This window comes from Bradyrhizobium sp. IAR9 (assembly GCF_013408065.1).
In the GTDB taxonomy this organism is placed as follows: Bacteria; Pseudomonadota; Alphaproteobacteria; order Rhizobiales; family Xanthobacteraceae; genus Bradyrhizobium.
The window spans coordinates 288,162-308,835 of sequence record NZ_JACBZW010000005.1 but is presented as its reverse complement, the minus strand read 5'-3'; the positions used below and the strand labels follow the sequence as shown (position 1 = coordinate 308,835).

Below are 20,674 nucleotides of genomic sequence, written 5' to 3'. Positions count from 1 at the left end.
GATGAGGCCGCCTTGAAAAATCTGCTCACCGATATTGCCGGCGTCCGCGTTGGCCATGCCGAAGATACGAAAGTGGCCTCCGGCACGACCGCGATCATCTTCGACCAGCCGGCGGTCGCGGCGATCGACGTCCGCGGCGGCGGACCCGGCACGCGCGAAGATGCACTGCTCGATCTCGCCAACACCGTCGAGCGCGTCGACGCGATCGCACTGTCCGGCGGTTCCGCGTTTGGTCTCGATACCGGCGGCGGGGTGCAGGCCTGGCTCGCCGAGCAGGGCCGCGGCCACCGGGTTCGGGAAGCGCTGATCCCGATCGTGCCGGGCGCGATCCTGTTCGATCTGCTCAATGGGGGCGACAAGGCCTGGGGACGGTTCTCGCCCTATCGCGACCTCGGCTACGCCGCGGCGGCCGCCGCCGGCACCGACTTCGCGATCGGCAGCGTCGGCGCCGGCCTCGGTGCCACCACCGCAACGCTCAAGGGCGGGCTCGGCTCGGCCTCGGCGGTGACGCCCGATGGCGTCAAGGTCGCCGCGATCGTCGCCGTCAACGCGGTGGGAAGCGTCACCGTCGGCAACGGACCTTGGTTCTGGGCGGCGCCGTTCGAGGTGAACGGCGAGTTCGGCGGACGCGGCCTGCCGGACAAATTCACAGACGACATGCTCCGCATGCGCATCAAGGGCGGCCCTGCCGCGAACGCGCGCGAGAACACTACCATTGGCGCGGTCGTCACCGACGCGGTGCTGACCAAGCCCCAGGCCAAGCGGCTCGCGATGATCGCACACACCGGCTTTGCCCGCGCGATCTACCCGGTGCATGCACCGACGGATGGCGACGTGCTGTTTGCGGCCGCCACCGGTGAGAAGCCGATCGATCCGCTGGTCGGGCTCACCGAACTCGGCACCGTCGCGGCCAACGTGGTCGCGCGCGCAATCGCCCGCGGCGTCTATAGCGCAGCCGCGCTACCGTTCCCGGGAGCGCTGCCGGCCTGGATGGACCGGTTCGGCTAGAAACGAAACGGCGGATACGGCGTTGTCCTGGCGGGGCCAAGGTGTACCGCCATGCCGTCTTCCGTGATCCGCTTCTTCCGCTATGCGCCGGACACGCGCGAGCTGAAGGTGACTTTCGTTAGCGGACGCCTCTATGTCTACGAGGATGTTCCGCCCGAGGTCGCCGCGGCGTTCAGGGAAACGCGCTTAAAGGGGGCGTTCTTCAACCACGAGATCCGCGACCGGTACGCCTATCGTGACATCACGCACGAATATGCCGGCTGACTCGGATGCCGCTCACACGCTCATCGACATCGACGAACCGGCAGCCGCCGAAGAGCCCTGCCCGCCTTGCTGCTGCATCAACTGCGCGAACAGATCGTAAGCCGAATTGCGGGGGCTGGAGGCGCCCGGCACCGTCGTCGACATCTTGAAGCCGTCGGCATAGGTGACGGTCGTCGTGGTCGAGCCGTCGGCAGCGGTCGTCGTGGTCGTGGTCGATCCGCCGCCGGGCGAGGAAGAACCCGAGCCACTGCCGGAGGCATCGCCCGCACCGTCCGCGCCATGCGCATGGTGGCCGTGACGGCCGCTCGTCAGCGCCTTGGTCATTTCCCCGAGGTTGATGCTGTCGTCGGCGTTCGCATCCATCTTCGAGAACACCTCGTCGGCCTTCGCCAGATTGGTGCCACCGGCGCCGAGCGCGTCCTCAAATTCTGATTTTGTGATCTTGCCATCGCCATCCGCGTCGATCTGCGAAAACAGATCTTTCAGTGCAGCCTCCCGACCTTTCGACGTCGAGGACGTCGAGTTCGACGAAGCCGAGCCGTCGGCCGATTGGCTCTGCGCCGCGAACAGCGCGTTCATCGTCTCCGCCGAAATCTGCGGATACCTCCCCGCATTGCCCGACGAGGTCGCGCCGCTGGTCGTGCTGCTGCTGCCGCTATCGATCGCGAACGGATTGGTTGCGCCCTGCGAAGATCCGGCCTTCTGCGTCGACGAGGACGACTTCGAGTTCGTCAGCGACTGGATCGCGTCGAGCGCGCTGGACACGGCGCCAAGGGCTAACAGCATTGCACAACTCCAACCGACGCGGCATGCCGCGGCCAATGTTCTGTCGGGTAACGTCAGCAAGCGTCGTACCAGCGCAAAAAGTTCAATGAAATCCGCCGCCACCGCACCTTCGACGGCCCGGGAACACCGGCAAATCATGCCGGTCGCGGCAGAAATTTCCGCCCACAGGAAGCACACCTGCCCTGCATTGCCGACCGCGGAGGCCCATGTTAGGCGAGGCCCAATCTTCTTTCGGCCGCCACGGGAAACCGCGCCATGACCCAAGCCTTCGCCCCCCGCCCCCTGGCAATCGCGCCCTCGATCCTGGCCTCGGACTTCTCCAGGCTCGGCGAGGAGGTGCGCAGCGTCGACGCCGCCGGCGCGGACTGGATCCATCTCGACGTGATGGACGGTCACTTCGTCCCGAACATCTCCTACGGCCCCGATGTCATCAAGGCGATGCGCCCGCACACGAAGAAGGTGTTCGACGCGCACCTGATGATCTCGCCCTGTGACCCCTATCTCGAGGCCTTTGCGAAAGCCGGCTGCGACCACATCACGGTGCATGCGGAGGCCGGTCCGCATTTGCACCGCTCGCTCCAGGCGATCCGCGCGCTCGGCAAGAAGGCCGGCGTCTCGCTCAATCCCGGCACGCCGATCAGCACGCTCGAATATGTCCTCGACCTCGTCGACCTCGTGCTGGTGATGTCGGTCAATCCCGGCTTCGGCGGCCAGGCCTTCATCCCTTCCGCGATCGGCAAAATCCGCGACATCCGCGCGATGACGGCCGGACGCCCGATCGACATCGAGGTTGATGGCGGCGTCGGCCCCGAAGTTGCGGGCGCGCTCGCCGCGGCCGGCGCCAACGCCTTCGTCGCCGGCACATCCGTGTTCAAGGGCGGCACGCTGGACTCGTACAAAGCCAACATCGCCGCGATCCGCAACGCAGCACTGGGGGCACGCGGCGAGGCGGTCTGAGACCATCGCTGTCCGAACCGGAGCTGCTGCCGCTGCGACCAACGGGGATGGATGAACTCCGCGCCACTCCGTTTTCTGCCGGCCTGCTTCGTCTTCTCGCCGAGTCCCTTCAGGATGGAGAGCAAGTGGTCTGGCAGGGGCAGCCCGACGGCATCGCCCGCGCGGCAATGTGGCGATTTCTCTGGTGTATCGGATTTCCCTGGTTGTTGCTGACCGTCATCGCCGTCAGGAACGATTGGATCGACCAAGCGACCCAACCTCTCGCGATGCTTGGAGTTGGGATTGTTGCAGCTCCGTTCGTGATGCTGCTGCAAGACCTGCAGACGCTTTATGTGATCACCGACCACCGCGCGCTGATCGTGCGCACGGCCTGGAGCAGACGCAGCGTGACGGCTACTTCGTTCGACGCCATGGATGCAGTGTTCGAAATCCTCGACATCGGCGGCGGCGTCGGCCACCTCAACTTTGCGTCAGGGCGCTCGACCCGCTCGCCCGATACCGACTACACCGGGCGCTATGGGTTTCGCTGCGTTCGAGACGCACGGCGCATCCGGGATATCCTCGATCATGCGCGCACCGGCAAAGTAAGTCGGTCGCACCTGGAAAGAATTGCGGCTTCTACGGGTAAAGCTTAAAATTGTAGCCTTCGTCCGTACTCATCCGGACTTCACTGATTCGTGCAAATCACTGCAAGTGATTCCTGCCTGTTTTCGCGGGAGCACATCATGACGACGACCCTGGTTTGGACTGGCGTGGCGTTGTGGATTGGTTTCAGTGCGTTTGTCGTGCTCGGTCCGTCGGCCGGCCCGGTCGAGGCTCCGGCCCGTTCGGCCCGCAACATCCGTCGCGCCCGCGACAGGGGCTGACGTCCATGCAGATCGCTCTCGTGAAGCGTCAGCCTAAACGCAGGTGCCGGATTCCACGGCGCCCGCATCCGGGCCTCGATTATTTCTTCGGCCGCCTCGAGCGAGCCGATGGCGGGCTAGACGACGATGCCGGGTTCGACTGTTCGGACCTCGATCATTCGTTTCCTTCGCGGCGCCGACACTGAGACACTCTTTTCCGGACCACCTCCCATGAAACCGCACTGCCCGAACTGCCTCAAGGAAATGACCAAGGCATCCGCGTCGCGTAACCTGTTCAATTGCGAGCCCTGCCGCGAGATCATCCAATATTTCGGCGGCAGTCCGGATCACGGCGAGCCCGGCCCGCAATTCTGTTGGCCGATCCGCCGCAAGCGCACCGTTCACTCCGTCCACGCGGCCTAATCCAGCCTCAAGTCGACAGGCGGCCTATCCCGGCACTTCGCCGGCATTGGGCTCGCCGGCGTCCCCAGCCATCCGCGGCGGCCGCACCACGGTGACGGTGCAGGCCGCTTCCGAAGCCACCTTGGCCGAGACGCTGCCGAGCAGCGTGCGCCTGAACGAGCTCTGCCGCGCGCCGATGATGACGTGGTCGACCTGGTTGACCTCGGCGAACTCCAGGATCGCGGCGGCGGGATCGACCGCCTCCAGCACATGAGCCGACAGCCGGCTCTCATCCAGCTTGAGCGGCGTCGCCCAATGCCTGAGCGCGACCAGGCGGTCGATATGCTTGTTGGACCCCTGCTCGTCCAGGGTACGGTCGATCGCGATCCGGTTCAGCTTGAGCACGTTGACGCAGGCAAGCCGTGCTGACGGCAAGGTGGCAAGGATGCGCTCGGTAGTCACGCGCAGCGCCTCGTTCAGCTCCGGTGCGCCTTCCACGGTGTCGAGCGCGACGGCGAGGATGGGGCTCGATGCGATCTGGGCGGCGACATCCGATTTCGCGCGCGGCGCCATGACGCCCTGGTTGAAGCGGCGACGCCATGCGACGCCGATTGGGTCGCGTTTCACCCGCTCCGAGCGCGCGGTGAGCTTGACCTGGTCCGGATGGGCGAGATCGAAGGCGAGTTGGGATGCCGTCGGATAGCGCCATACCGGCTCGATCTCGAGACACCGCAACACTATTTCCTGAAGCCAGAGCGGGTAGTCGGTGCGCAAGCTTCGCGGCGGATACGGATCGCGCCACAGCCGGCGCCGCATCGCGCCCATCGTCTCGCCCTCGCCGAACGGCCGCTCGCCAGTCGTGAAGAAATAGAGCAGCACGCCAAGCGAAAACAGATCACTGCGCGGATCGTCGCGCACCCCTGACAGCCGCTCGGGCGCCATGTAGGGCGCGGTGCCGTAAGGCAGGCGGAATTCCTCCTGCAGAAGATCCGGCAGGTGGTTGTGATGCGACAGGCCGTAGTCGATCAGCACCGCCTCGCCGGTTTCGCGGAACATGATGCTGCTCGGCTTGATGTCGTGATGGATCACGTTCTGGCGGTGGAGATCGGCAAGCGCGGTTGCGATCTTGGCGACGAGCTGCCGCGCTTCGTCGTAGGGCAACGGCAGGTCAGGCAGCCGCTTGTAGAGCGTGGTGCCGCCGATGCGCTCGATCACGACATAGGCCTGGTGCGCGAAATCGCCGGTGCCGAAACAGGCCGGGACGTGCGGACCCGCCAGCCGCGGCAGGATCATCATCTCCATCTCGAAGGAGACGATCGCGGCAGGGTCCTCGCCCTCCGACACCCGCGGGATCTTCATCAGCAAAGGCATGTCGATGCCGGGATGGGTGACCGTCCACAACGTCGCCATGCCGCCGGCATGAACGCATTCACCGATGGTGTAACCATCGATCAACGCACCGGATTTGACCAGGGGCTTCGGCATCGGCCTCTAGCGCCCCTGCGAGAGCCGATCGGCGAGCCAGTGCGGCAGGCCGTTGTCGCGAATCCTGTCCGCCGCGGTCCCGATGTCATAGGGCGCGCGGCAGTAGGTGATCTGGCACATCTCGGTGTCGAACAAGACGAAGGCTGCCGACGGATCGCCGTCGCGGGGCTGGCCGACCGAGCCGAGCACGGCGAGCCATTGCCGTCCGCGCAGCAGCTGCACCGGGACGTCGGTCTTCGGCACGAAGCTCGTCATCTTGGCCGTCACCGACATCGAATAGAGCGCGGGACGATGGATATGGCCGCAAAACGTAACATGAGCGGGCGTCGCGATCAGGCTCTTGGCGGCGTCCACCGTCGAGCGGACATAGTGCCAGCGCTGGGGGCTGGAGGCTTCCGAATGCACGAAGAGACGATCGCTATCCTCCACCAGCATCGGCAGTTCGGTCAGGAACCGCCGCTGCGCGGTATCAAGCCGGCCGCGGGTCCATTCGATTGCGATTTGCGCCTCGGCGTTCATGGTCTCCGTCGAGGAATTGACCGCCTGGTCGTGATTGCCGCGGACGGCGATCGCACCCTGGGCAACGAGCTCCATCGCGGTATCCACCACCCATTCCGGATCGGCGCCATAGCCGACGAAATCGCCAAGCAGGACGAACCGCTCCGCGCCCCTCGCGCGGGCGGCCTTCAGGCAGGCCTCGAAGGCCTGTCTGTTGCCATGGATATCCGAAAAGACAGCTAGGAGCACGCACCCTCCACCCTCCAATTCTTATTGAAGGCCGGTAAGGCCAAATTGAGGGAGGTCAAAACCATGCGCCAGCGCCGCGCCGTTTACCAGCGCAGCCTTGCGGTGATGATCCTGCGGCGATGACGAAGGGCCTATTGCTCGTCCTTTGGCGGCATCCGGGGCGGCGGTATCGGCGTGAACACGGCGCCTTGCGCGCCTGCCGGCGGGGCAAGGAATTCGCCGGTCGAGGAATCGCCGCCGGTGGTCTCCAAAATGGTCTTCGGCGTCACATATTCGCGGACCATATCGATGAGGCTGCCATCGCCGCCGCCGAAATCGGCGGCGCGGCCGCCTTGCGGATGTCCCAGAGCGATCTCGTTCTCCGCGGCATGGGTCTTGTCGGCGAGCCTGTCGTCGTAGGGCACGCGGAAGGCGCGCGGAATGCCGCTCGGGCGATTGTCCTCGTCCAGCTGCTCGACCCACAGATAGATCGAGCCGGGGTCACCCTGAAGCGAATGCGGCTCGACGATGCGGGACTTCAGCAGCTTGAACGTCGTCGGCAGCCGGTCGGTGCTGGCCCAACCGAGCAGGCCGCGCATCTCGCTGAAGCTGACGATGTAGAACGCGCTGGTGACCACCACCGCGACCGCCTTGAACGACCAGTGCAGCCGCCCATAGACCAGCACGATCAGCAGCAGCGCACCGATCACGGCATAGGCAACCGACAGCGTGAGGATGACCGTTTGCAGATTAGTCACGGCGTATCCTCTTGGCGTTACTGCTCACCCCGGTCCTCGGGTCGAGATCGGCCCCGTTGCGCCAGCTGCTGCGGAACGTCTCCAGCAGCGATTTCGGCCGCTGGTCCACATTGACGACCTTGCCTTCGGCGTCGATCCGGAACCGCACCGCGGTCTTTTCGTCGCCGGTGTGATCGAGCGTGAACTTGTTGTCGAAGACCACCTGCGCGGTCGGATTGAGCTTCTGCACCTTCACATTGGCCGTAACGGGCTCACTTGTCGTCGCCACGAAATGCGAGACGTTGACGGTGTATTCGCCGGCGAGGATGCCGCGCACGGTGACGATCTCCTCGCGGATGGGCGAGGCGATCTTCTTGCCAGCGACGATGATGAAGTCGTTGGCCCCGCCGCGGTCGTCGCGATCGAGCGTCAGGAAGCCGGCCTCACGATGGCGGTACCAGGCGATATTGCCGGCGGGATCCTGCACGAACAGGTCGAGATCGTCGGGGTGGCTGTCCGGCCAGTCCAGCGTGATCATGAACTCCGCCTTGGAATCGATCTTGCCCTCCTTGGCATCCGGGGAGACCGCGAGCAGCGCAAGAAAGAACAGGAACGCGATCACCTGGAGCGCCTTGAACAGCATCACGCCCAGCGGATCGAACGGCTCCTCGCGCGGATAGAGACCGAAATCATCCATCATGACGGGATCCCGGCACCCTTGATCCCAGACCCCTTTTCAGACCCCTTGCGCTCCAGCACCGGCGTCACATAGGTCTCGGTCAGCACCACCGCATCCGAGAACACCCGCTGGGTCGCGGCATCCAGCATGTAGTACTGGATACGGACCAGGATCGAGCCGACGAGGCCGGCGAGCGTCGTGTACATCGCGACCGCCATGCCGTCGCTCATCAGCCCCATCGAGGAGCGCATCGCGACCTTGTCGGCGGCATCCAGCCCCGCGATCGGCGCCAGCATGATGATGAAGCCGACGATGGTGCCGAGCAGGCCGAGCTTCATCAGCGTATCCGAGACGAAGGCGCCGAATCCATTGGAGCCGCGCAGCCGGTCCGCGAGTGTCCGCAGCAGCAGCGTCTGGTCGACCGGGCGGTAGCCCTGCGCGGCCGCTTTCGTCACCAGGCTCTGGATGTGGTCGCGCACCAGCCCGCGCGGCAGCGCCGCCGCGCTCGCATCGAGCACCTTGCCACCGTCAGGCGCCGCGAGCGCCTCACGGCAGCGCCGCGCCGCTGCGCCTTCACGCGCGATCGCTCGCGTGCGCAGGAAGCAGTGGCCGCAGGTCAGGACATAGAGCACCGCGATGACGCTCGAAATGTAGGTCCGGTCCGAGGTCAGCATCAAATGGATCAGGCCGAACCGCCATAGCAGCACGACGGCGAAGATCGAGAGCCCCGTGAAGATCATCCAGAACAGGAGCGCGCTACGCTCGGATGGGTCGGTCCCGGTTCCCGCGATCGGTCCAATCGTGATCGAACTCATGCTGCACTGCTCCCGGCCCGCAACGATTGGCCTGCAAAGATTTCCGGTCGATTAGATCAAAGCCGCCGTATCAGGTCCAAAGACCCATGCCCAATCCGGCTTGGGAAATTTGCCTGAGCAGCAGTCCCGCCACACCCCGCAATTGGCAAGGCGCGGCGGCGTTGTTAGGCTGAGCTTATCAAACGTCGGGGATGATCGCATGCGCCTCGTGCTTCAGCTTGTCGCCCGTCTGCTGCTTATCGTGGCCCTGTGCCTTGGCGCGGCAACCATATGGGCCACATTCGACGCCTATCGCAGCGTCGACCGGTCCACTGCGGCCTCGGCGCAGCGGGTCGCGCAGGCGCTTCAGGCGCTGTATTGGCGCGAGCTTTTGTTGCGCAGCAGCAGAGCGCGCGAGCATCTCCTGCCCGTTCCGGACTGGCGCACCCTGGAGACCATGAAGCTGATCTCGCCCGGCGTCTGCGTCGAGTTCCAGCCGGCTGCGGCATTCGAGAAGCCGCTCTGCGGCCAGAGCGAGGGGTTGGGCAAGACCCCGCCGCGCTGGTTCGCCGCGATCGTGCCGACCTTCCTCGGCAGCCACGCCGAGGTGGTCCGGCCCGTCAGTCCCCGCGCCGCGACCGCCGGCACCGTGGTCGCGACGCCGGATGCCGCGGCCGCCATCTCGCTCGCCTGGGAATACATCCTCAACGTGATCGACGTCGCGCTACTGATGGCGGCGGCGATCGCGCTGCTGGCTTCGCTGGCGATCGCGCACGCGCTGGCACCGGCGCGCACGATCGTGACCGCCCTGCAGCGCATGGCGCGCGGGCAGTATCGCACCAAACTGCCGCGCTTCCGCTCCATGGAGCTGGCGATGATCGGCGGCGCCGTCGACGAGCTCGGCGGCCGGCTGGAGGAAGCTACCGAGCAGCGCGCCGCGCTGACGCGGCGCCTGATCGAGATCCGGGACGACGAGCGCCGCGCCCTCGCCCGCGAGCTGCACGACGAGTTCGGACAGAATCTTTCCGCCATTCTCGCCTTCGCCAACACGATCGAAACGGCGAGCACGAAAGACAACCGGGATAATGGCATCGCGCAGGATGCGCGCATGATCTCGCAGGCGACCCATCATCTGATGGCATCGCTCCGCGATGCGCTGAAGCGTCTGCGCAATCCCCTGCCCGAGGAGCTCGGGCTCGAGGCAAGCCTCGTCAACCTCGTCGACAGCTGGCGCTCGCAGAGCGCGGCGCGGCCGACGATCCAGCTCGATCTCAGGGGTGACCTCACTGACATCAGCGGCCCGGCCGCCACCACGGCCTATCGCGTGGCACAGGAATGCCTGACCAACGCGCTGCGTCACGGTGCGGCGCGCGAGATCTCTTTGCGCATCGAACGCCGGGCCGGCGAGGACGACGCGCTGCTGATCCGCGTCGAGGACGACGGCGGCGGTGATGCGGAGCGCGTCTCGCAATCGGCCGGCTTCGGCCTGACCGGCATCCGCGAGCGCGTCACGGCGGCCGGCGGATCGCTCTCGATCCTGCCTGCCCGCGGCGGCCTCAGTGTCGCCGCCACTATCCCGCTGGCCGCGTGAGGGCGGAATGAGCGAGGTTGCAGCAACAGGCATCTCCGTGCTGCTCGTAGACGACCACCCGATCGTCCGCCAAGGCTATCGGCGCGTGCTGGAAAGCCAGGGCGACCTGCATGTCGTGGCGGAGGCCGACAACGCCGCGGACGCCTACGGCGCATTCAAGGCGCATGATCCCGATGTCGTCTTGCTCGACATCTCGATGCCCGGCGCGAGCGGGCTGGAGGCGATCCGCAACATCCGCGCGCGCAGTCCGCGGGCGCGGATCCTCGTCTTCACCATGCACAACGAGGCCGTGCTGGTAAAAGCCGCCTTCAGCGCGGGAGCCAGCGGCTTCGTTACCAAGAGCAGCGAGCCGTCCGCCGTCGTCACCGCGATCCGCGCTGTCGCGCGCGGCGAGCGGGCCATGAGCGACGATATCGCGCACATCCTCACGGAGGACAGCCTGTCGGCGGGCTCAGCGCTGGATCAGCTGGGCGAACGCGAGATCGAGATCCTGCGTCAATTTGCCGGCGGCGCCACCACCGAGCAGATTGCGACGCATCTCAATCTCAGTGTGAAGACAGTGCAGAACTACCACTATTTGATCAAGACCAAGACCGGCGCGCGCACCGACGCGCAGCTGGTGCGGCTCGCCGCGACCTGCGGGCTGACGAAGATCTAGCAGCGGGGCTGCCGCTTTCCCCACGTCACTTGAAGACTTCGAATCTGCCGGGCCCGATGGAACGGAGGCCATCCGGCTCCGGTTAGGAGTAGAGTGGAGGAATCGCCATGAGTAAGGCTCATCACAAGGCAGTCGACCATCCCCCGATCATCACCGTAGGCGAGCTCATCGATGAACTTTGCCGCCTGCCCGATACGGCCGTCGTCCACTTCCGCTGCCCCATGCTCGAGCAGGAGCTGACATTCTACCGCCTTCGAAAGCGGTCAAAGGATGCCGTCGAAATCGCGGTCAATGCATATCCGGAGAGCCCGCCAGTCGTACCGGCGACCAACGGCGGTGCGTTTCAGCCGCGCAGGCACGCAACGGCCGCGCCCCCCGTTCGGGAGAGTGCGCTTCTTCACAAGGCAAGAGGGTGAGATAGGCCTCCGGGTCTAGGCCGCCTTCAGGCCGCGCAGCACCAGCGCGAGCGTCGCGTCGACACGCGCCGGCAGATCAGCGTCCTTCCATTCGTCGGCATGCGCCGGATGGTGGAAGCGGACGGTGGCATCGAAGATCGCGCGCGCAGTGGTCTTGACGTCGCCGATGGCGAATGCGCCCTGCTTCACGCCGTCCGTCAGGATCGCCGAGATCTGGTCGATCATGGTGTCCTTGTGACATTTGACGGCCGCGCAGGCCTCGCGCGCCAGCGTCAGATAGGTCTCGAACATCTCGGGGTCGTCGAGCACACGCGAACGCTTGGCGGCGAACAGCGTGCGCAGCCAGCGCTCGAGCCGCGCCGGCGCCGGGCCCTGCTCCGCGGCGATCTGGCGGAGCGGCGCGTCGATGCGGTCCAGCCAGCGTTTGGCGACGGCCTCGCGCAGCGAGGCCTTGCTCGGGAAATGGCGATAGACGCTGCCGTGGCTCACATCGAGCGCACGGGCAACGTCGACCACGGTGGCCTTGGCAAGTCCGTAACGCCGCAAGACGTCCTCGGTCACTTCGAGGATCCGCTCCGGCGTCAAGACAACGGCTTCATTCATGCCAGCACCATGTTCCCGTTGGGCTCAGTTATCCGGCGATGGAGCTGCTTCCGAAGCGCCCATGCCGGCCGTTTCGGAAAGCTCTCGCCTTAATGAGGCAGTTTTGCAGCCTGCGCCGCGATCTGGCGCGCCACCAGCAAATTGAGCCAATGCCCAATCGCGCCGGTGAGGTTGATGATTTCGGTTGTCATTCTCTTAAGTCTCCATTCGTCCGCGGTCCCCGCTCTTCAATCCGCCCTCCGATCCGAGCTTGGTTCGAATGTCGGGCTCCCCGGGGCTTGTCGCGGGACGCCCAATCGGAGCGTCCGAGAACGGATATACACGTCCCGCTGACAGATTTCAATATCTGTCAGTCAATGATCCGTGATTGACAGTTAATATTTGCGGCTGGGGTCGCCACCCCTGCTAACCGGTCCGGTGGATAGCTCGGCGATCCCCCTCTCCCGGGGCCCAGACCGTTTGTTTCGCCCTGCCTGCTCTGTTAAATCACGGCGTAAAAAGCATTTTGGCCGGCGCCGCCCCTTGGGATCGCCCGCCCACCTTCCTGGAGCCGTCAGATGATCCCCCGCTATACCCGCCCGGAAATGGCCTCGATCTGGGAGCCGCAGACCCGGTTCAAGATCTGGTTCGAGATCGAGGCGCATGCGGCGGACGCCCTCGCCGAGCTCGGCACCATCCCGAAGGAGGCCGCCAAAACCGTCTGGGCCAAGGCCAAGGACGCCACCTTCGACGTCGCCCGCATCGACGAGATCGAGCGCGAGACCAAGCACGATGTCATCGCCTTCCTCACTCACCTCGCCGAGATCGTCGGCCCCGAGGCGCGCTTCGTCCACCAGGGCATGACCTCGTCCGACGTGCTCGACACCTGCCTCAACGTCCAGCTCACCCGCGCCGCCGACCTGCTGCTCGCCGACCTCGACAAGGTGCTGGCCGCGCTCAAGAAGCGCGCCTTCGAGCACAAGATGACGCCGACCATCGGCCGCAGCCACGGCATCCATGCCGAGCCCGTCACCTTCGGCCTCAAGCTCGCTTATGCCTATGCCGAATTCTCGCGCGCCAAGGAGCGCCTGATCGCGGCGCGCAAGGAGGTCGCGACCTGCGCCATATCAGGCGCCGTCGGCACCTTCGCGCAGATCGATCCGCGCGTCGAAGAGCACGTTGCGAAAGCCATGGGCCTCGTCCCCGAGCCGATCTCGACCCAGGTGATCCCGCGCGACCGCCATGCGATGTATTTCTCGACGCTCGGCGTGATCGCCTCCTCGGTCGAGCGCATCGCGGTAGAGATCCGCCACATGCAGCGCACCGAAGTGCTGGAGGCCGAAGAGTTCTTCTCGGAAGGACAAAAGGGCTCCTCCGCGATGCCGCACAAGCGCAACCCGGTGCTGTCGGAAAACCTCACCGGCCTCTCCCGTATGGTGCGCGCCTATGTGACGCCTGCGCTGGAGAACGTCGTGCTCTGGCACGAGCGCGACATCTCGCACTCCTCGGCCGAGCGCATGATGGGCCCGGATGCCACCGTGACGCTCGACTTCGCACTGGTGCGCCTCGCCGGCCTGATCGACAAGCTCCTGGTCTATCCCGCCAACATGCAGAAGAACCTCGACCGTCTCGGCGGCCTCGTGCATTCGCAGCGCGTGCTCCTGGCGCTCACGCAGAAGGGCGCGAGCCGCGAGGACGCCTACAAGCTCGTGCAGCGCAACGCGATGCCGGTCTGGCGCGGCGAAGGCGATTTCCTTCAGCTGCTGAAGAAGGACACCGAGGTGAAGAAGTATCTCTCGGACGCCGAGATCGAGGAGCAGTTCGACCTCGGCTATCACCTCAAGCACGTCGACACGATCTTCAGGCGCGTGTTCGGCGAAAGCTGACATCTTGTAGGGCGGATTAGCGTAGCGTAATCCGCCTTCCGTCCCGGCATCGCGGCGGGTTACGCTACGCTAACCCGCCCTACGAAGAAAAAACGGATCCCACCCCATGCCCATCGTCAACCGCGTTGCCGCCCTCTCCGACGAAATGGCCGCCTGGCGCCATGACTTCCACGAGAACCCCGAATTGCTCTACGAGGTCCACCGCACCGCCGGCATCGTCGCCGAGAAGTTGCGCGAATTCGGCTGCGACGAAGTGGTGACGGGTATCGGGCGCACCGGCGTTGTCGGGGTGATCCGCGGCCGCAAATCCGCCTCCGGCAAGACCATTGGGCTCCGCGCCGACATGGATGCGCTGCCGATCATGGAGACGTCGGGCGTGCCTTATGCGTCGAAGGTCCCCGGCAAGATGCACGCTTGTGGCCATGACGGCCACACCGCGATGCTGCTGGGCGCCGCCAAATATCTCGCCGAGACGCGCAATTTCGACGGCACGGCGATCATGATCTTCCAGCCCGCCGAGGAAGGCGGCGGTGGCGGCAAGGCCATGGTCGAGGACGGGCTGATGACGCGCTGGAACATCCAGGAGGTCTACGGCATGCACAACATGCCGGGCCTGCCCGAAGGCCATTTCGCGACCACCCCCGGCGCGATGCTGGCCTCCTCCGACAACATCCAGATCACCGTTCACGGCAAGGGCGGCCACGCCGGCGCGGGCCCGCACAAATCCGTCGACAGCGTGCTGATCGGCTCGCAGATCGTCAACGCGCTGCAATCGATCGTGGCTCGCAACGTCGATCCGCTGAAGTCAGCCGTCATCTCGATCACGCAGTTCCACTCCGGCACCGCCTTCAACATCATCCCGGAGGTCGCCGAGCTCGGCGGTACCGTGCGCACGCTCGATCCCGAGGTGCGTGATCTCGTCGAGCGCCGCATCGGCGAAGTCGCCGATAGCGTCGCCCGCGCCTATGGCGGTTCGGCCGAGACCAAATACAGCCGGATGTATCCGGTGACGATGAACCATGCGCGCGAGGCCGGCCTTGCCGCGGACGTTGCCCGCGACATCGTCGGCGCCGATCGCGTCAACGACAAGTTCATCCCGATGATGGGCGCCGAGGATTTCTCGTTCATGCTGGAGGCGCGTCCCGGCGCGATGGTGCTGGTCGGCATGGGCGACGGCAACGAGTGCCACCACCCGGCCTACGTCTTCAACGACAACATCCTCGGCCACGGCGCCTCGTTCTGGGTGCGCATGATCGAGACGCGGATGCCGGCCTAGGAAGGGATATAGGGTGGATTCGCCCGCAGCTGCGCAAAGCGCAGTCCGCTGGTGTAATCCACCCTACGGTACAGCACGATCAGTTGCAGACCTCGTAGTTGCCGCTTCCTATGGCGGCGTTATATCTTCCGGGCGTAGCCCCGGACACGAGCCTGCAGCCCTTCTGTACTGGGCGGCATCCCGCCGAGTTACAAAAGACCTGTCCGCTCGCTTCCGGCTTGGACGGCGCAGCTTCGGTTGCCTTCCGGTCTGCGTCCCGTCTCCGCGAATCCTCGCGCGTTGCGACCGGCTTCTTCTCCTGGATCTTCTCGCACTCGTTGTCGTCACCGACGCGATAGCCGGCGCGGCAGGTGATCTTCACGCATTGATCGGCGTCTGCCTTGAAGCCGAAATTGCACACCAGCGGACATACGCGCCCCGGCTTCGCCTTGAGGGCATCGAGTGCGTCGACGCTGGCGAGCTTCACGTCGAACTGGGTGCCGGCATATTTGTTGAAGAGCGTCAGTGAGCGCTGCGCGGCCGACGTCCACTCGCCCTCCACAGCCGAGGTGAGGCAGCCGACACGGCGCAACTCGCTCTGGACGGATCTTGTAAGATCAGCCGCCGATAAGGTGGATGCTGGTGCAGGCGAGAGGGCAGCAACTTTCTGCTCGGCCTCGGGCAACTGTCGATCGGCCCCCGACTTTGCGGCCTGCTCGGTTTTCTCGGCGGCTTGCCTCGCGGCGAGTTCGGCCTTGACCTTCTCCGCCGCCTGCTTCTCGGCCAGCGCTTTCGCGGCCGCAGCCTCGGCGATCTTGCGCTCGCGTTCGGCCGCTTCAGCCTTCGCCTGCTCGACCTGCTTCTGCTTCTCCGCGGCGATCCGCGCGTCCTCGGCGGCTTTGGCGGCAGCGGCGGCCTTTTCCAGCTCCGCCTTGTGGGCCCGTTCGGCGGCGAGCTTCACCTTCTCCTGCTCGGCCTGCCGGGCCTTCTCGGTCGCCGCCGTGCGCTCCTCCTCGGCCGCAATCTTCTTCAACTGCACGCGGGCGAGGTTCGCATAAAAGCCGTCCGGATAGGTCTGCAGGAACGCTTCCCAGGCCTCACGCAGGCCCGCCTGAAGCGCAAGCTCATAGTCCCTGCGCACGCTGTCCTGTGGATTGGCCTGCGGCCCCGCGACAGCGGCCGGCTTCGCCGGCACCAGCGGCACGTCGTCGCCGCCGAGCGAGCCGTAGACATAGGGCTCCTGCCTGTTGCCGGTGTTCTTCAGAACGTCGTCCCGCACGAAACCGAACGCCTTGCGCAGATCAAGCCCCGGCTTCGGCAGGTGCTCGACCAGCGCCGTGGCGAAGGGACTGTTGCGGGAATCGCCGTCGGATGCAGTCGATCCCGCCTTGGCCGCGAACGCGATCATCGTGTTCGGGCTGGTCGGCTCGACCTTGGCAAGACCTCGCCCGATCGCGCGCGAGGCCACCATGCGCTTCATGGTCTTGGAAAAGGGATTGTCGCGGCAGGCGTCGAGGATGACGAGGCGCAGCCGCTTGGCCGGCTCGACGGCGAACAGCGCACGATCGAGCGCAACCGTCTCGTCGAGAACGTCGCCGTCGGTCTCCAGCATGGCGTCGGTCGGGATGAGATAGTTGTTGCCGTCGAGCTCGATGCCGTGGCCAGCGTAGTAGATCACAGCCATGTCGGCGTCGCGGACCCTGCCGGCAAAGTCACGCAGCGTCCGCCGCATCTCGGAGGCGTTCAGGTCTGTTTTCACGTCGACCGCATCAAAACCGGCCTTCTTGAACATGTCGCCGATCAGGGCAGCATCGTTCACGGGATTGGTGAGCCGCAGCGTGTTCTTGTAGGCGGAGTTGCCGATCACGAGCGCGACGCGCTTTTCGGCCCAGACAGGCCCACAAGCGAACAAGGTCGCAAGGGCTATCACGCCAATGAGCCGATACACGCTCAATTGCAGATCTCGGTGGTGACAGTGACTCCGTGATTTTGCTTCGCCGTTCCGAGACGGCACCCCTTTGCGACCGGCCGACACCCCGCGTTGCCGCAGACCATCTGTCCGGACGCCTGGGGCGCCGACGGTGCGGCTTCCGTTTGCTTTCGATCCGTATCCCGCCTCCGCGACTCCTCGCGCGTCGCGACCGGCTTCTTTTCCTGGACCTTTTCGCATTCATTGTCCTCGCCGACGCGATAGCCGGCGCGGCAGGTGATCTTGACGCATTGGTCGCCGTCGGCCTTGAAGCCGAAATTGCAAACCAGCGGGCAGACCCGCCCCGGTTTCGCCTTCAGGGCATCGAGCGCGTCCACGCTCGCGATCTTCACGTCGAGCTGGGTGCCGGCATATTTGTTGAACAGCGTCAGTGAGCGCTGCGCAGCCGAACTCCACTCGCCCTCAGCGGCCGACGTCAGGCACCCGACGCGGCGCAATTCGCTCTGTACGGATTTGGCGAGGTCAGCCGCTGACAATGTGGGTGTCGGCCCCGGCGAGAGCGCGGCCACTTTCTGGTTCTCGACTTCGGGCAGCTGCCGATCGGCGGCCGGCTTTGCGGCCTGCTCCGCCTTTTCTGCCGCCTGCTTCGCGGCGAGCTCGGCCTTGGCTTTCTCGGTCGCCTGCTTCTCGGCCAATGCCTTCGCTGCGGCCGCCTCGGCGACCTTGCGCTGGTGCTCGGCGGCTTCCGCTTTCGCTTGCTCGATCTGCTTTTGCTTCTCTGCGGCGATCCGCGCCTCTTCCGCAACCTTGGCCGCAGCGGCCGCCTTGTCCTGCTCGGCCTTCTGGGCGCGCTCGGCAATAAGCCTGGTCTTTTCCTGCTCGGCGGCCTTCGCCTTTTGCTCGGCTGAAGCACGCGTCTCTTCGGCGCCGATCTTGTTCAACTGGCCTTTGGCGAGATTCGCATAGAATCCCTCAGGATATTGCGCCAGGAACGCTTCCCAGCCGTCACGGGTGCCGAGTTGGAGCGCAAGTTCATAGTCTCGCCTGAGCTCAGACTGCGGATTGGCTTGCGGGCCGGTCGCAACGGGCTTGGCAGGAACGAGCGGCACGTCGTCGCCGCCGAGCGAGCCATACACGAAAGGCTCTTGCTTGTTCGCGGTGCTCTTCAGCACGTCATCGCGCACGAAGCCGAATGCCTTGCGCAGATCGAGGCCCGGTTTTGGCAGGTGCTCTGCGAGAGCCGTAGCGAACGGGCTGTTCCGGGAGTCTCCATCGGACGCCGTCGAACCTGCCTTGGCCGCGAACGCAATCATCGTATTCGGGGTGGTCGGCTCGATCTTGGCGAGGCCCCGCCCGATCGCGCGCGAGGCCACCGTGCGCTTCATCGTCTTGGCAAAGGGATTGTCGCGGCAGGCGTCGAGAATGACGAGCCGAAGCTGCTTGGCAGGCTCGATGCTCACCAACACGCGATCGATCGGCAGCGCCTCGTCGTAGACGTCGGTGTCGGCCTCGAGCGCGGCATCGGTCGGGATCAGATAGTTGGTGCCATCCACCTCCATGCCGTGGCCAGCGTAGTAAATGACCGCGATGTCGGCATCCCGTGTCCGGGTACCGAACTCCCGCAGCGCCTTGCGCATTTCAGGTGCGCTCAGGTCCTGCCTGACGTCGACCGTGTCGAATCCGGCTTTCTTGAGCATACCTCCGATCAAGCCGGCATCGTTCACCGGATTGCCCAGCTTCGGAGCGCTCTTGTAGGCGGAATTCCCGATGACGAGCGCGACGCGCTTCTGGGCCTGCGCTGGCCCGCAAACGAGCCAGGTCCCGAAGATGATGGCAGCAATGAAGCGATACGCTCTCAATTGCAGACCTCTCTCGTTCGGCCGGCCATCACGGCGCTCGCATCAGCGGTGCTGGCGCGCTCTATTCTGCATCCCTTGCCGACGGGGCGGCAGCCGGCAGCATTGCAGAATATCTGGCCGGATGCCTGCGGTGCCGACGGCGCGGTTTCGCTTGCCCTGCGGTCTGCGTCGCGCTTCCGCGTGTCCTCGCGCGTCGCGACCGGCTTCTTCTCCGGCACCTTCTCGCACTCGTTATCGTCGCCGACGCGATAGCCGGCGCGGCAGGTGATCTTGACGCATTGGTCACCGTCGGCCTTGAAGCCGAAATTGCACACCAGCGGGCACACCCGTCCGGGCTTCGCCTTCAGCGCATCGAGCGCATTCACGCTCGCGAGCTTCACGTCGAGCTGGGTGCCGGCATATTTGTTGAACAGCGTCAGTGAGCGCTGCGCAGCCGAACTCCACTCGCGCTCAGCGGCCGACGTCAGGCACCCGACGCGGCGCAATTCGCTCTGTACGGATTTGGCGAGGTCAGCCGCTGACAATGTGGGTGTCGGCCCCGGCGAGAGCGCGGCCACTTTCTGGTTCTCGACTTCGGGCAGCTGCCGGTCGGCAGCCGGCTTTGCGGCCTGCTCAGCCCTCTCCGCCGCCTGCTTCGCGGCAAGCTCGGCCTTGGCCTTCTCCACGGCCTGCTTCTCGGCAAGCGCCTTCGCAGCCGCCGCCTCAGCCACCTTGCGCTGGTGCTCGGCCGCTTCCGCTTTCGCCTGCTCGATCTGCTTTTGCTTCTCTGCGGCGATCCGCGCCTCTTCCGCCGCCTTGGCAGCAGCTGCCGCCTTCTCCTGCTCGGCCTTCTGGGCGCGCTCGGCGATCAGCCTCGTCTTTTCCTGCTCGGCTGCCTTGGCCTTTTGCTCAGCCGAAGCGCGCGTCTCTTCGGCGGCGATCTTGTTCAACTGGCCCTTGGCCAGGTTGGCGTAGAAACCGTCCGGATACGCCGCCAGAAACGCTTCCCAGCCGTCGCGCGTCGCAAGCTGAAGCGCGAGCTCGTAATCCCTGCGGATGGCATCCTGCGGGTTTGCCTGGGGACCGGTCGCGGCCGGCCGCACGACGAGGGGCACGTCGTCGCCCCCGAGCGAGCCGTAGACATAGGGCTCCTGCTTGTAGTTCGTGCTCTTGAGCACGTCGTCGCGCACGAAGCCGAAGGCCTTGCGCAGATCAAGGCCCGGCTTTGGCAGATGCTCGACCAGCGCAGCGGCGAACGGACTGTTTCGCGCATCGCCATCGGACGCCGTCGATCCCGCCTTGGCCGCGAACGCAATCATCGTGTTCGGGCTGGTCGGCTCGACCTTGGCGAGCCCGCGCCCGACGGCGCGTGAAGCCAGCGTGCGCTTCATCGACTTGGCGAACGGGTTGTCGCGGCAGGCATCCAGGATGATCAGGCGCAGCTGCTTGGCCGGCTCGACCGCGAACAGCGCGCGTTCGACCGGAATGGTCTCGTCGAGAACGTCGCCATCCGTCTCCAGCGTCGCGTCGGTCGGAATGAGATAATTGTTGCCGTCGAGCTCGATGCCGTGGCCGGCGTAGTAGATCACCGCCATGTCCGCATCGCGCGACCTGCCGGCAAACTCGCGCAGCATGCGCCGCATCTCGCTGGCACTGAGATCCAGCCGGACGTCGACGGAATCAAAGCCCGCCTTCTTGAACATGCCGCCGACCAGCGTGGCATCGTTCACGGGATTGCCGAGCTTGGGCGCGCTCTTGTAAGCGGAATTGCCGATCACGAGCGCGACCCGCCGGTCGGCATGCGCCGGTCCGCAGGCAAGGCCAATCGCAAACAT

Annotated in this window: 21 protein-coding genes; 11 read left to right on the top strand and 10 right to left on the bottom strand. The window is 65.4% G+C overall.

Annotated features, from left to right (window positions below; translation table 11 throughout):
• The first annotated feature begins 12 nt into the window (after window positions 1–12).
• Together GGD67_RS16270 and GGD67_RS16265 are read left to right on the top strand one after the other, a co-directional pair.
• Complete coding sequence (locus tag GGD67_RS16270) at window positions 13–1,008, top strand: P1 family peptidase (protein WP_179734198.1); 996 nt, start codon at window positions 13–15, stop codon at window positions 1,006–1,008.
• A 51-nt stretch (window positions 1,009–1,059) separates the two neighbouring features.
• Window positions 1,060–1,272, top strand: a complete 213-nt coding sequence (locus tag GGD67_RS16265) for a KTSC domain-containing protein (RefSeq protein ID WP_092259112.1) — start codon at window positions 1,060–1,062, stop codon at window positions 1,270–1,272.
• A gap of 12 nt (window positions 1,273–1,284) precedes the next feature.
• Here GGD67_RS16265 and GGD67_RS16260 read toward each other — a convergent pair whose 3' ends face one another.
• Entirely contained in the window at window positions 1,285–2,058 is a 774-nt protein-coding gene (locus GGD67_RS16260; protein WP_179734454.1) for an EF-hand domain-containing protein, read from the bottom strand.
• A gap of 255 nt (window positions 2,059–2,313) precedes the next feature.
• Here GGD67_RS16260 and rpe point away from each other — a divergent pair, with 255 nt between their 5' ends.
• The 4 genes from rpe to GGD67_RS16240 all read left to right on the top strand — a co-directional run bounded on the left by rpe (window position 2,314) and on the right by GGD67_RS16240 (window position 4,283).
• Window positions 2,314–3,015: a ribulose-phosphate 3-epimerase gene (gene rpe, locus GGD67_RS16255; protein ID WP_018316546.1), complete on the top strand. Its 702-nt coding sequence runs from the start codon at window positions 2,314–2,316 to the stop codon at window positions 3,013–3,015.
• Between the two features lie 47 nt (window positions 3,016–3,062).
• Entirely contained in the window at window positions 3,063–3,650 is a 588-nt protein-coding gene (locus GGD67_RS16250; RefSeq protein WP_018316547.1) for a hypothetical protein, read from the top strand.
• A 90-nt stretch (window positions 3,651–3,740) separates the two neighbouring features.
• Window positions 3,741–3,881, top strand: coding sequence for a hypothetical protein (locus GGD67_RS16245; RefSeq protein WP_177237224.1), 141 nt, complete (start codon window positions 3,741–3,743; stop codon window positions 3,879–3,881).
• Window positions 3,882–4,091: 210 nt separating this feature from the next.
• Window positions 4,092–4,283: a hypothetical protein gene (locus GGD67_RS16240; RefSeq protein ID WP_018316550.1), complete on the top strand. Its 192-nt coding sequence runs from the start codon at window positions 4,092–4,094 to the stop codon at window positions 4,281–4,283.
• 24 nt (window positions 4,284–4,307) lie between these two features.
• Here GGD67_RS16240 and GGD67_RS16235 read toward each other — a convergent pair whose 3' ends face one another.
• The 5 genes from GGD67_RS16235 to GGD67_RS16215 form a co-directional block, all read right to left on the bottom strand.
• Window positions 4,308–5,747: a bifunctional serine/threonine-protein kinase/universal stress protein gene (locus GGD67_RS16235; RefSeq protein ID WP_179734196.1), complete on the bottom strand. Its 1,440-nt coding sequence runs from the start codon at window positions 5,745–5,747 to the stop codon at window positions 4,308–4,310.
• 6 nt (window positions 5,748–5,753) lie between these two features.
• Window positions 5,754–6,494 (bottom strand): metallophosphoesterase, encoded by a 741-nt coding sequence (locus tag GGD67_RS16230; RefSeq protein ID WP_179734194.1) that lies wholly within the window; start codon window positions 6,492–6,494, stop codon window positions 5,754–5,756.
• A gap of 131 nt (window positions 6,495–6,625) precedes the next feature.
• Window positions 6,626–7,231, bottom strand: a complete 606-nt coding sequence (locus GGD67_RS16225; RefSeq protein ID WP_018316553.1) for a hypothetical protein — start codon at window positions 7,229–7,231, stop codon at window positions 6,626–6,628.
• Window positions 7,224–7,910 (bottom strand): hypothetical protein, encoded by a 687-nt coding sequence (locus GGD67_RS16220; RefSeq protein ID WP_179734192.1) that lies wholly within the window; start codon window positions 7,908–7,910, stop codon window positions 7,224–7,226. Before GGD67_RS16220 ends, GGD67_RS16225 begins: the two co-directional genes overlap by 8 nt.
• Window positions 7,907–8,704 carry a MotA/TolQ/ExbB proton channel family protein gene (locus tag GGD67_RS16215; RefSeq protein ID WP_179734190.1) on the bottom strand — a complete coding sequence of 266 codons (798 nt, stop codon included), beginning with the start codon at window positions 8,702–8,704 and terminating at the stop codon, window positions 7,907–7,909. Before GGD67_RS16215 ends, GGD67_RS16220 begins: the two co-directional genes overlap by 4 nt.
• Window positions 8,705–8,903: 199 nt before the next feature.
• Between GGD67_RS16215 and GGD67_RS16210 the strand changes: the two genes are divergently transcribed.
• From GGD67_RS16210 to GGD67_RS16200, 3 genes are all read left to right on the top strand, one after another.
• Window positions 8,904–10,274, top strand: a complete 1,371-nt coding sequence (locus GGD67_RS16210; protein WP_179734188.1) for a sensor histidine kinase — start codon at window positions 8,904–8,906, stop codon at window positions 10,272–10,274.
• Window positions 10,275–10,281: 7 nt separating this feature from the next.
• Window positions 10,282–10,932, top strand: coding sequence for a response regulator transcription factor (locus tag GGD67_RS16205; protein WP_179734186.1), 651 nt, complete (start codon window positions 10,282–10,284; stop codon window positions 10,930–10,932).
• A gap of 107 nt (window positions 10,933–11,039) precedes the next feature.
• Complete coding sequence (locus GGD67_RS16200; protein WP_018316558.1) at window positions 11,040–11,348, top strand: hypothetical protein; 309 nt, start codon at window positions 11,040–11,042, stop codon at window positions 11,346–11,348.
• 15 nt (window positions 11,349–11,363) lie between these two features.
• On the opposite strand, the gene GGD67_RS16195 is transcribed toward GGD67_RS16200, so the two are convergent.
• Window positions 11,364–11,951, bottom strand: coding sequence for a TetR family transcriptional regulator (locus tag GGD67_RS16195; protein ID WP_018316559.1), 588 nt, complete (start codon window positions 11,949–11,951; stop codon window positions 11,364–11,366).
• Between the two features lie 557 nt (window positions 11,952–12,508).
• Here GGD67_RS16195 and purB point away from each other — a divergent pair.
• Window positions 12,509–13,816, top strand: a complete 1,308-nt coding sequence (gene purB, locus GGD67_RS16190; RefSeq protein WP_179734184.1) for an adenylosuccinate lyase — start codon at window positions 12,509–12,511, stop codon at window positions 13,814–13,816.
• Between the two features lie 106 nt (window positions 13,817–13,922).
• Complete coding sequence (locus GGD67_RS16185) at window positions 13,923–15,092, top strand: M20 aminoacylase family protein (protein WP_179734182.1); 1,170 nt, start codon at window positions 13,923–13,925, stop codon at window positions 15,090–15,092.
• A 79-nt stretch (window positions 15,093–15,171) separates the two neighbouring features.
• Here GGD67_RS16185 and GGD67_RS16180 read toward each other — a convergent pair whose 3' ends face one another.
• The 3 genes from GGD67_RS16180 to GGD67_RS16170 are packed head-to-tail and all read right to left on the bottom strand — an operon-like array spanning window position 15,172 to window position 20,674.
• A complete protein-coding gene (locus tag GGD67_RS16180; RefSeq protein ID WP_179734180.1) occupies window positions 15,172–17,025 on the bottom strand; it encodes a caspase family protein in 1,854 nt (617 codons plus the stop codon).
• Window positions 17,022–18,860: a caspase family protein gene (locus GGD67_RS16175; RefSeq protein WP_210286494.1), complete on the bottom strand. Its 1,839-nt coding sequence runs from the start codon at window positions 18,858–18,860 to the stop codon at window positions 17,022–17,024. Before GGD67_RS16175 ends, GGD67_RS16180 begins: the two co-directional genes overlap by 4 nt.
• Entirely contained in the window at window positions 18,857–20,674 is a 1,818-nt protein-coding gene (locus GGD67_RS16170; protein WP_179734178.1) for a caspase family protein, read from the bottom strand. The genes GGD67_RS16175 and GGD67_RS16170 overlap by 4 nt, the downstream gene beginning before the upstream one ends.

Excerpts from the sequence above, each read along its gene's own strand:
- GGD67_RS16200 (WP_018316558.1), top strand. The coding sequence starts at position 11,040 with ATGAGTAAGGCTCATCACAAGGCAGTCGACCATCCCCCGATCATCACC.
- GGD67_RS16215 (WP_179734190.1), bottom strand. The coding sequence starts at position 8,704 with ATGAGTTCGATCACGATTGGACCGATCGCGGGAACCGGGACCGACCCA.
- GGD67_RS16210 (WP_179734188.1), top strand. The coding sequence starts at position 8,904 with ATGCGCCTCGTGCTTCAGCTTGTCGCCCGTCTGCTGCTTATCGTGGCC.
- GGD67_RS16220 (WP_179734192.1), bottom strand. The coding sequence starts at position 7,910 with ATGATGGATGATTTCGGTCTCTATCCGCGCGAGGAGCCGTTCGATCCG.
- GGD67_RS16245 (WP_177237224.1), top strand. The coding sequence starts at position 3,741 with ATGACGACGACCCTGGTTTGGACTGGCGTGGCGTTGTGGATTGGTTTC.
- GGD67_RS16170 (WP_179734178.1), bottom strand. The coding sequence starts at position 20,674 with ATGTTTGCGATTGGCCTTGCCTGCGGACCGGCGCATGCCGACCGGCGG.
- GGD67_RS16250 (WP_018316547.1), top strand. The coding sequence starts at position 3,063 with ATGGATGAACTCCGCGCCACTCCGTTTTCTGCCGGCCTGCTTCGTCTT.
- GGD67_RS16240 (WP_018316550.1), top strand. The coding sequence starts at position 4,092 with ATGAAACCGCACTGCCCGAACTGCCTCAAGGAAATGACCAAGGCATCC.
- rpe (WP_018316546.1), top strand. The coding sequence starts at position 2,314 with ATGACCCAAGCCTTCGCCCCCCGCCCCCTGGCAATCGCGCCCTCGATC.
- GGD67_RS16205 (WP_179734186.1), top strand. The coding sequence starts at position 10,282 with ATGAGCGAGGTTGCAGCAACAGGCATCTCCGTGCTGCTCGTAGACGAC.
- purB (WP_179734184.1), top strand. The coding sequence starts at position 12,509 with ATGATCCCCCGCTATACCCGCCCGGAAATGGCCTCGATCTGGGAGCCG.
- GGD67_RS16195 (WP_018316559.1), bottom strand. The coding sequence starts at position 11,951 with ATGAATGAAGCCGTTGTCTTGACGCCGGAGCGGATCCTCGAAGTGACC.
- GGD67_RS16235 (WP_179734196.1), bottom strand. The coding sequence starts at position 5,747 with ATGCCGAAGCCCCTGGTCAAATCCGGTGCGTTGATCGATGGTTACACC.
- GGD67_RS16265 (WP_092259112.1), top strand. The coding sequence starts at position 1,060 with ATGCCGTCTTCCGTGATCCGCTTCTTCCGCTATGCGCCGGACACGCGC.
- GGD67_RS16260 (WP_179734454.1), bottom strand. The coding sequence starts at position 2,058 with ATGCTGTTAGCCCTTGGCGCCGTGTCCAGCGCGCTCGACGCGATCCAG.
- GGD67_RS16185 (WP_179734182.1), top strand. The coding sequence starts at position 13,923 with ATGCCCATCGTCAACCGCGTTGCCGCCCTCTCCGACGAAATGGCCGCC.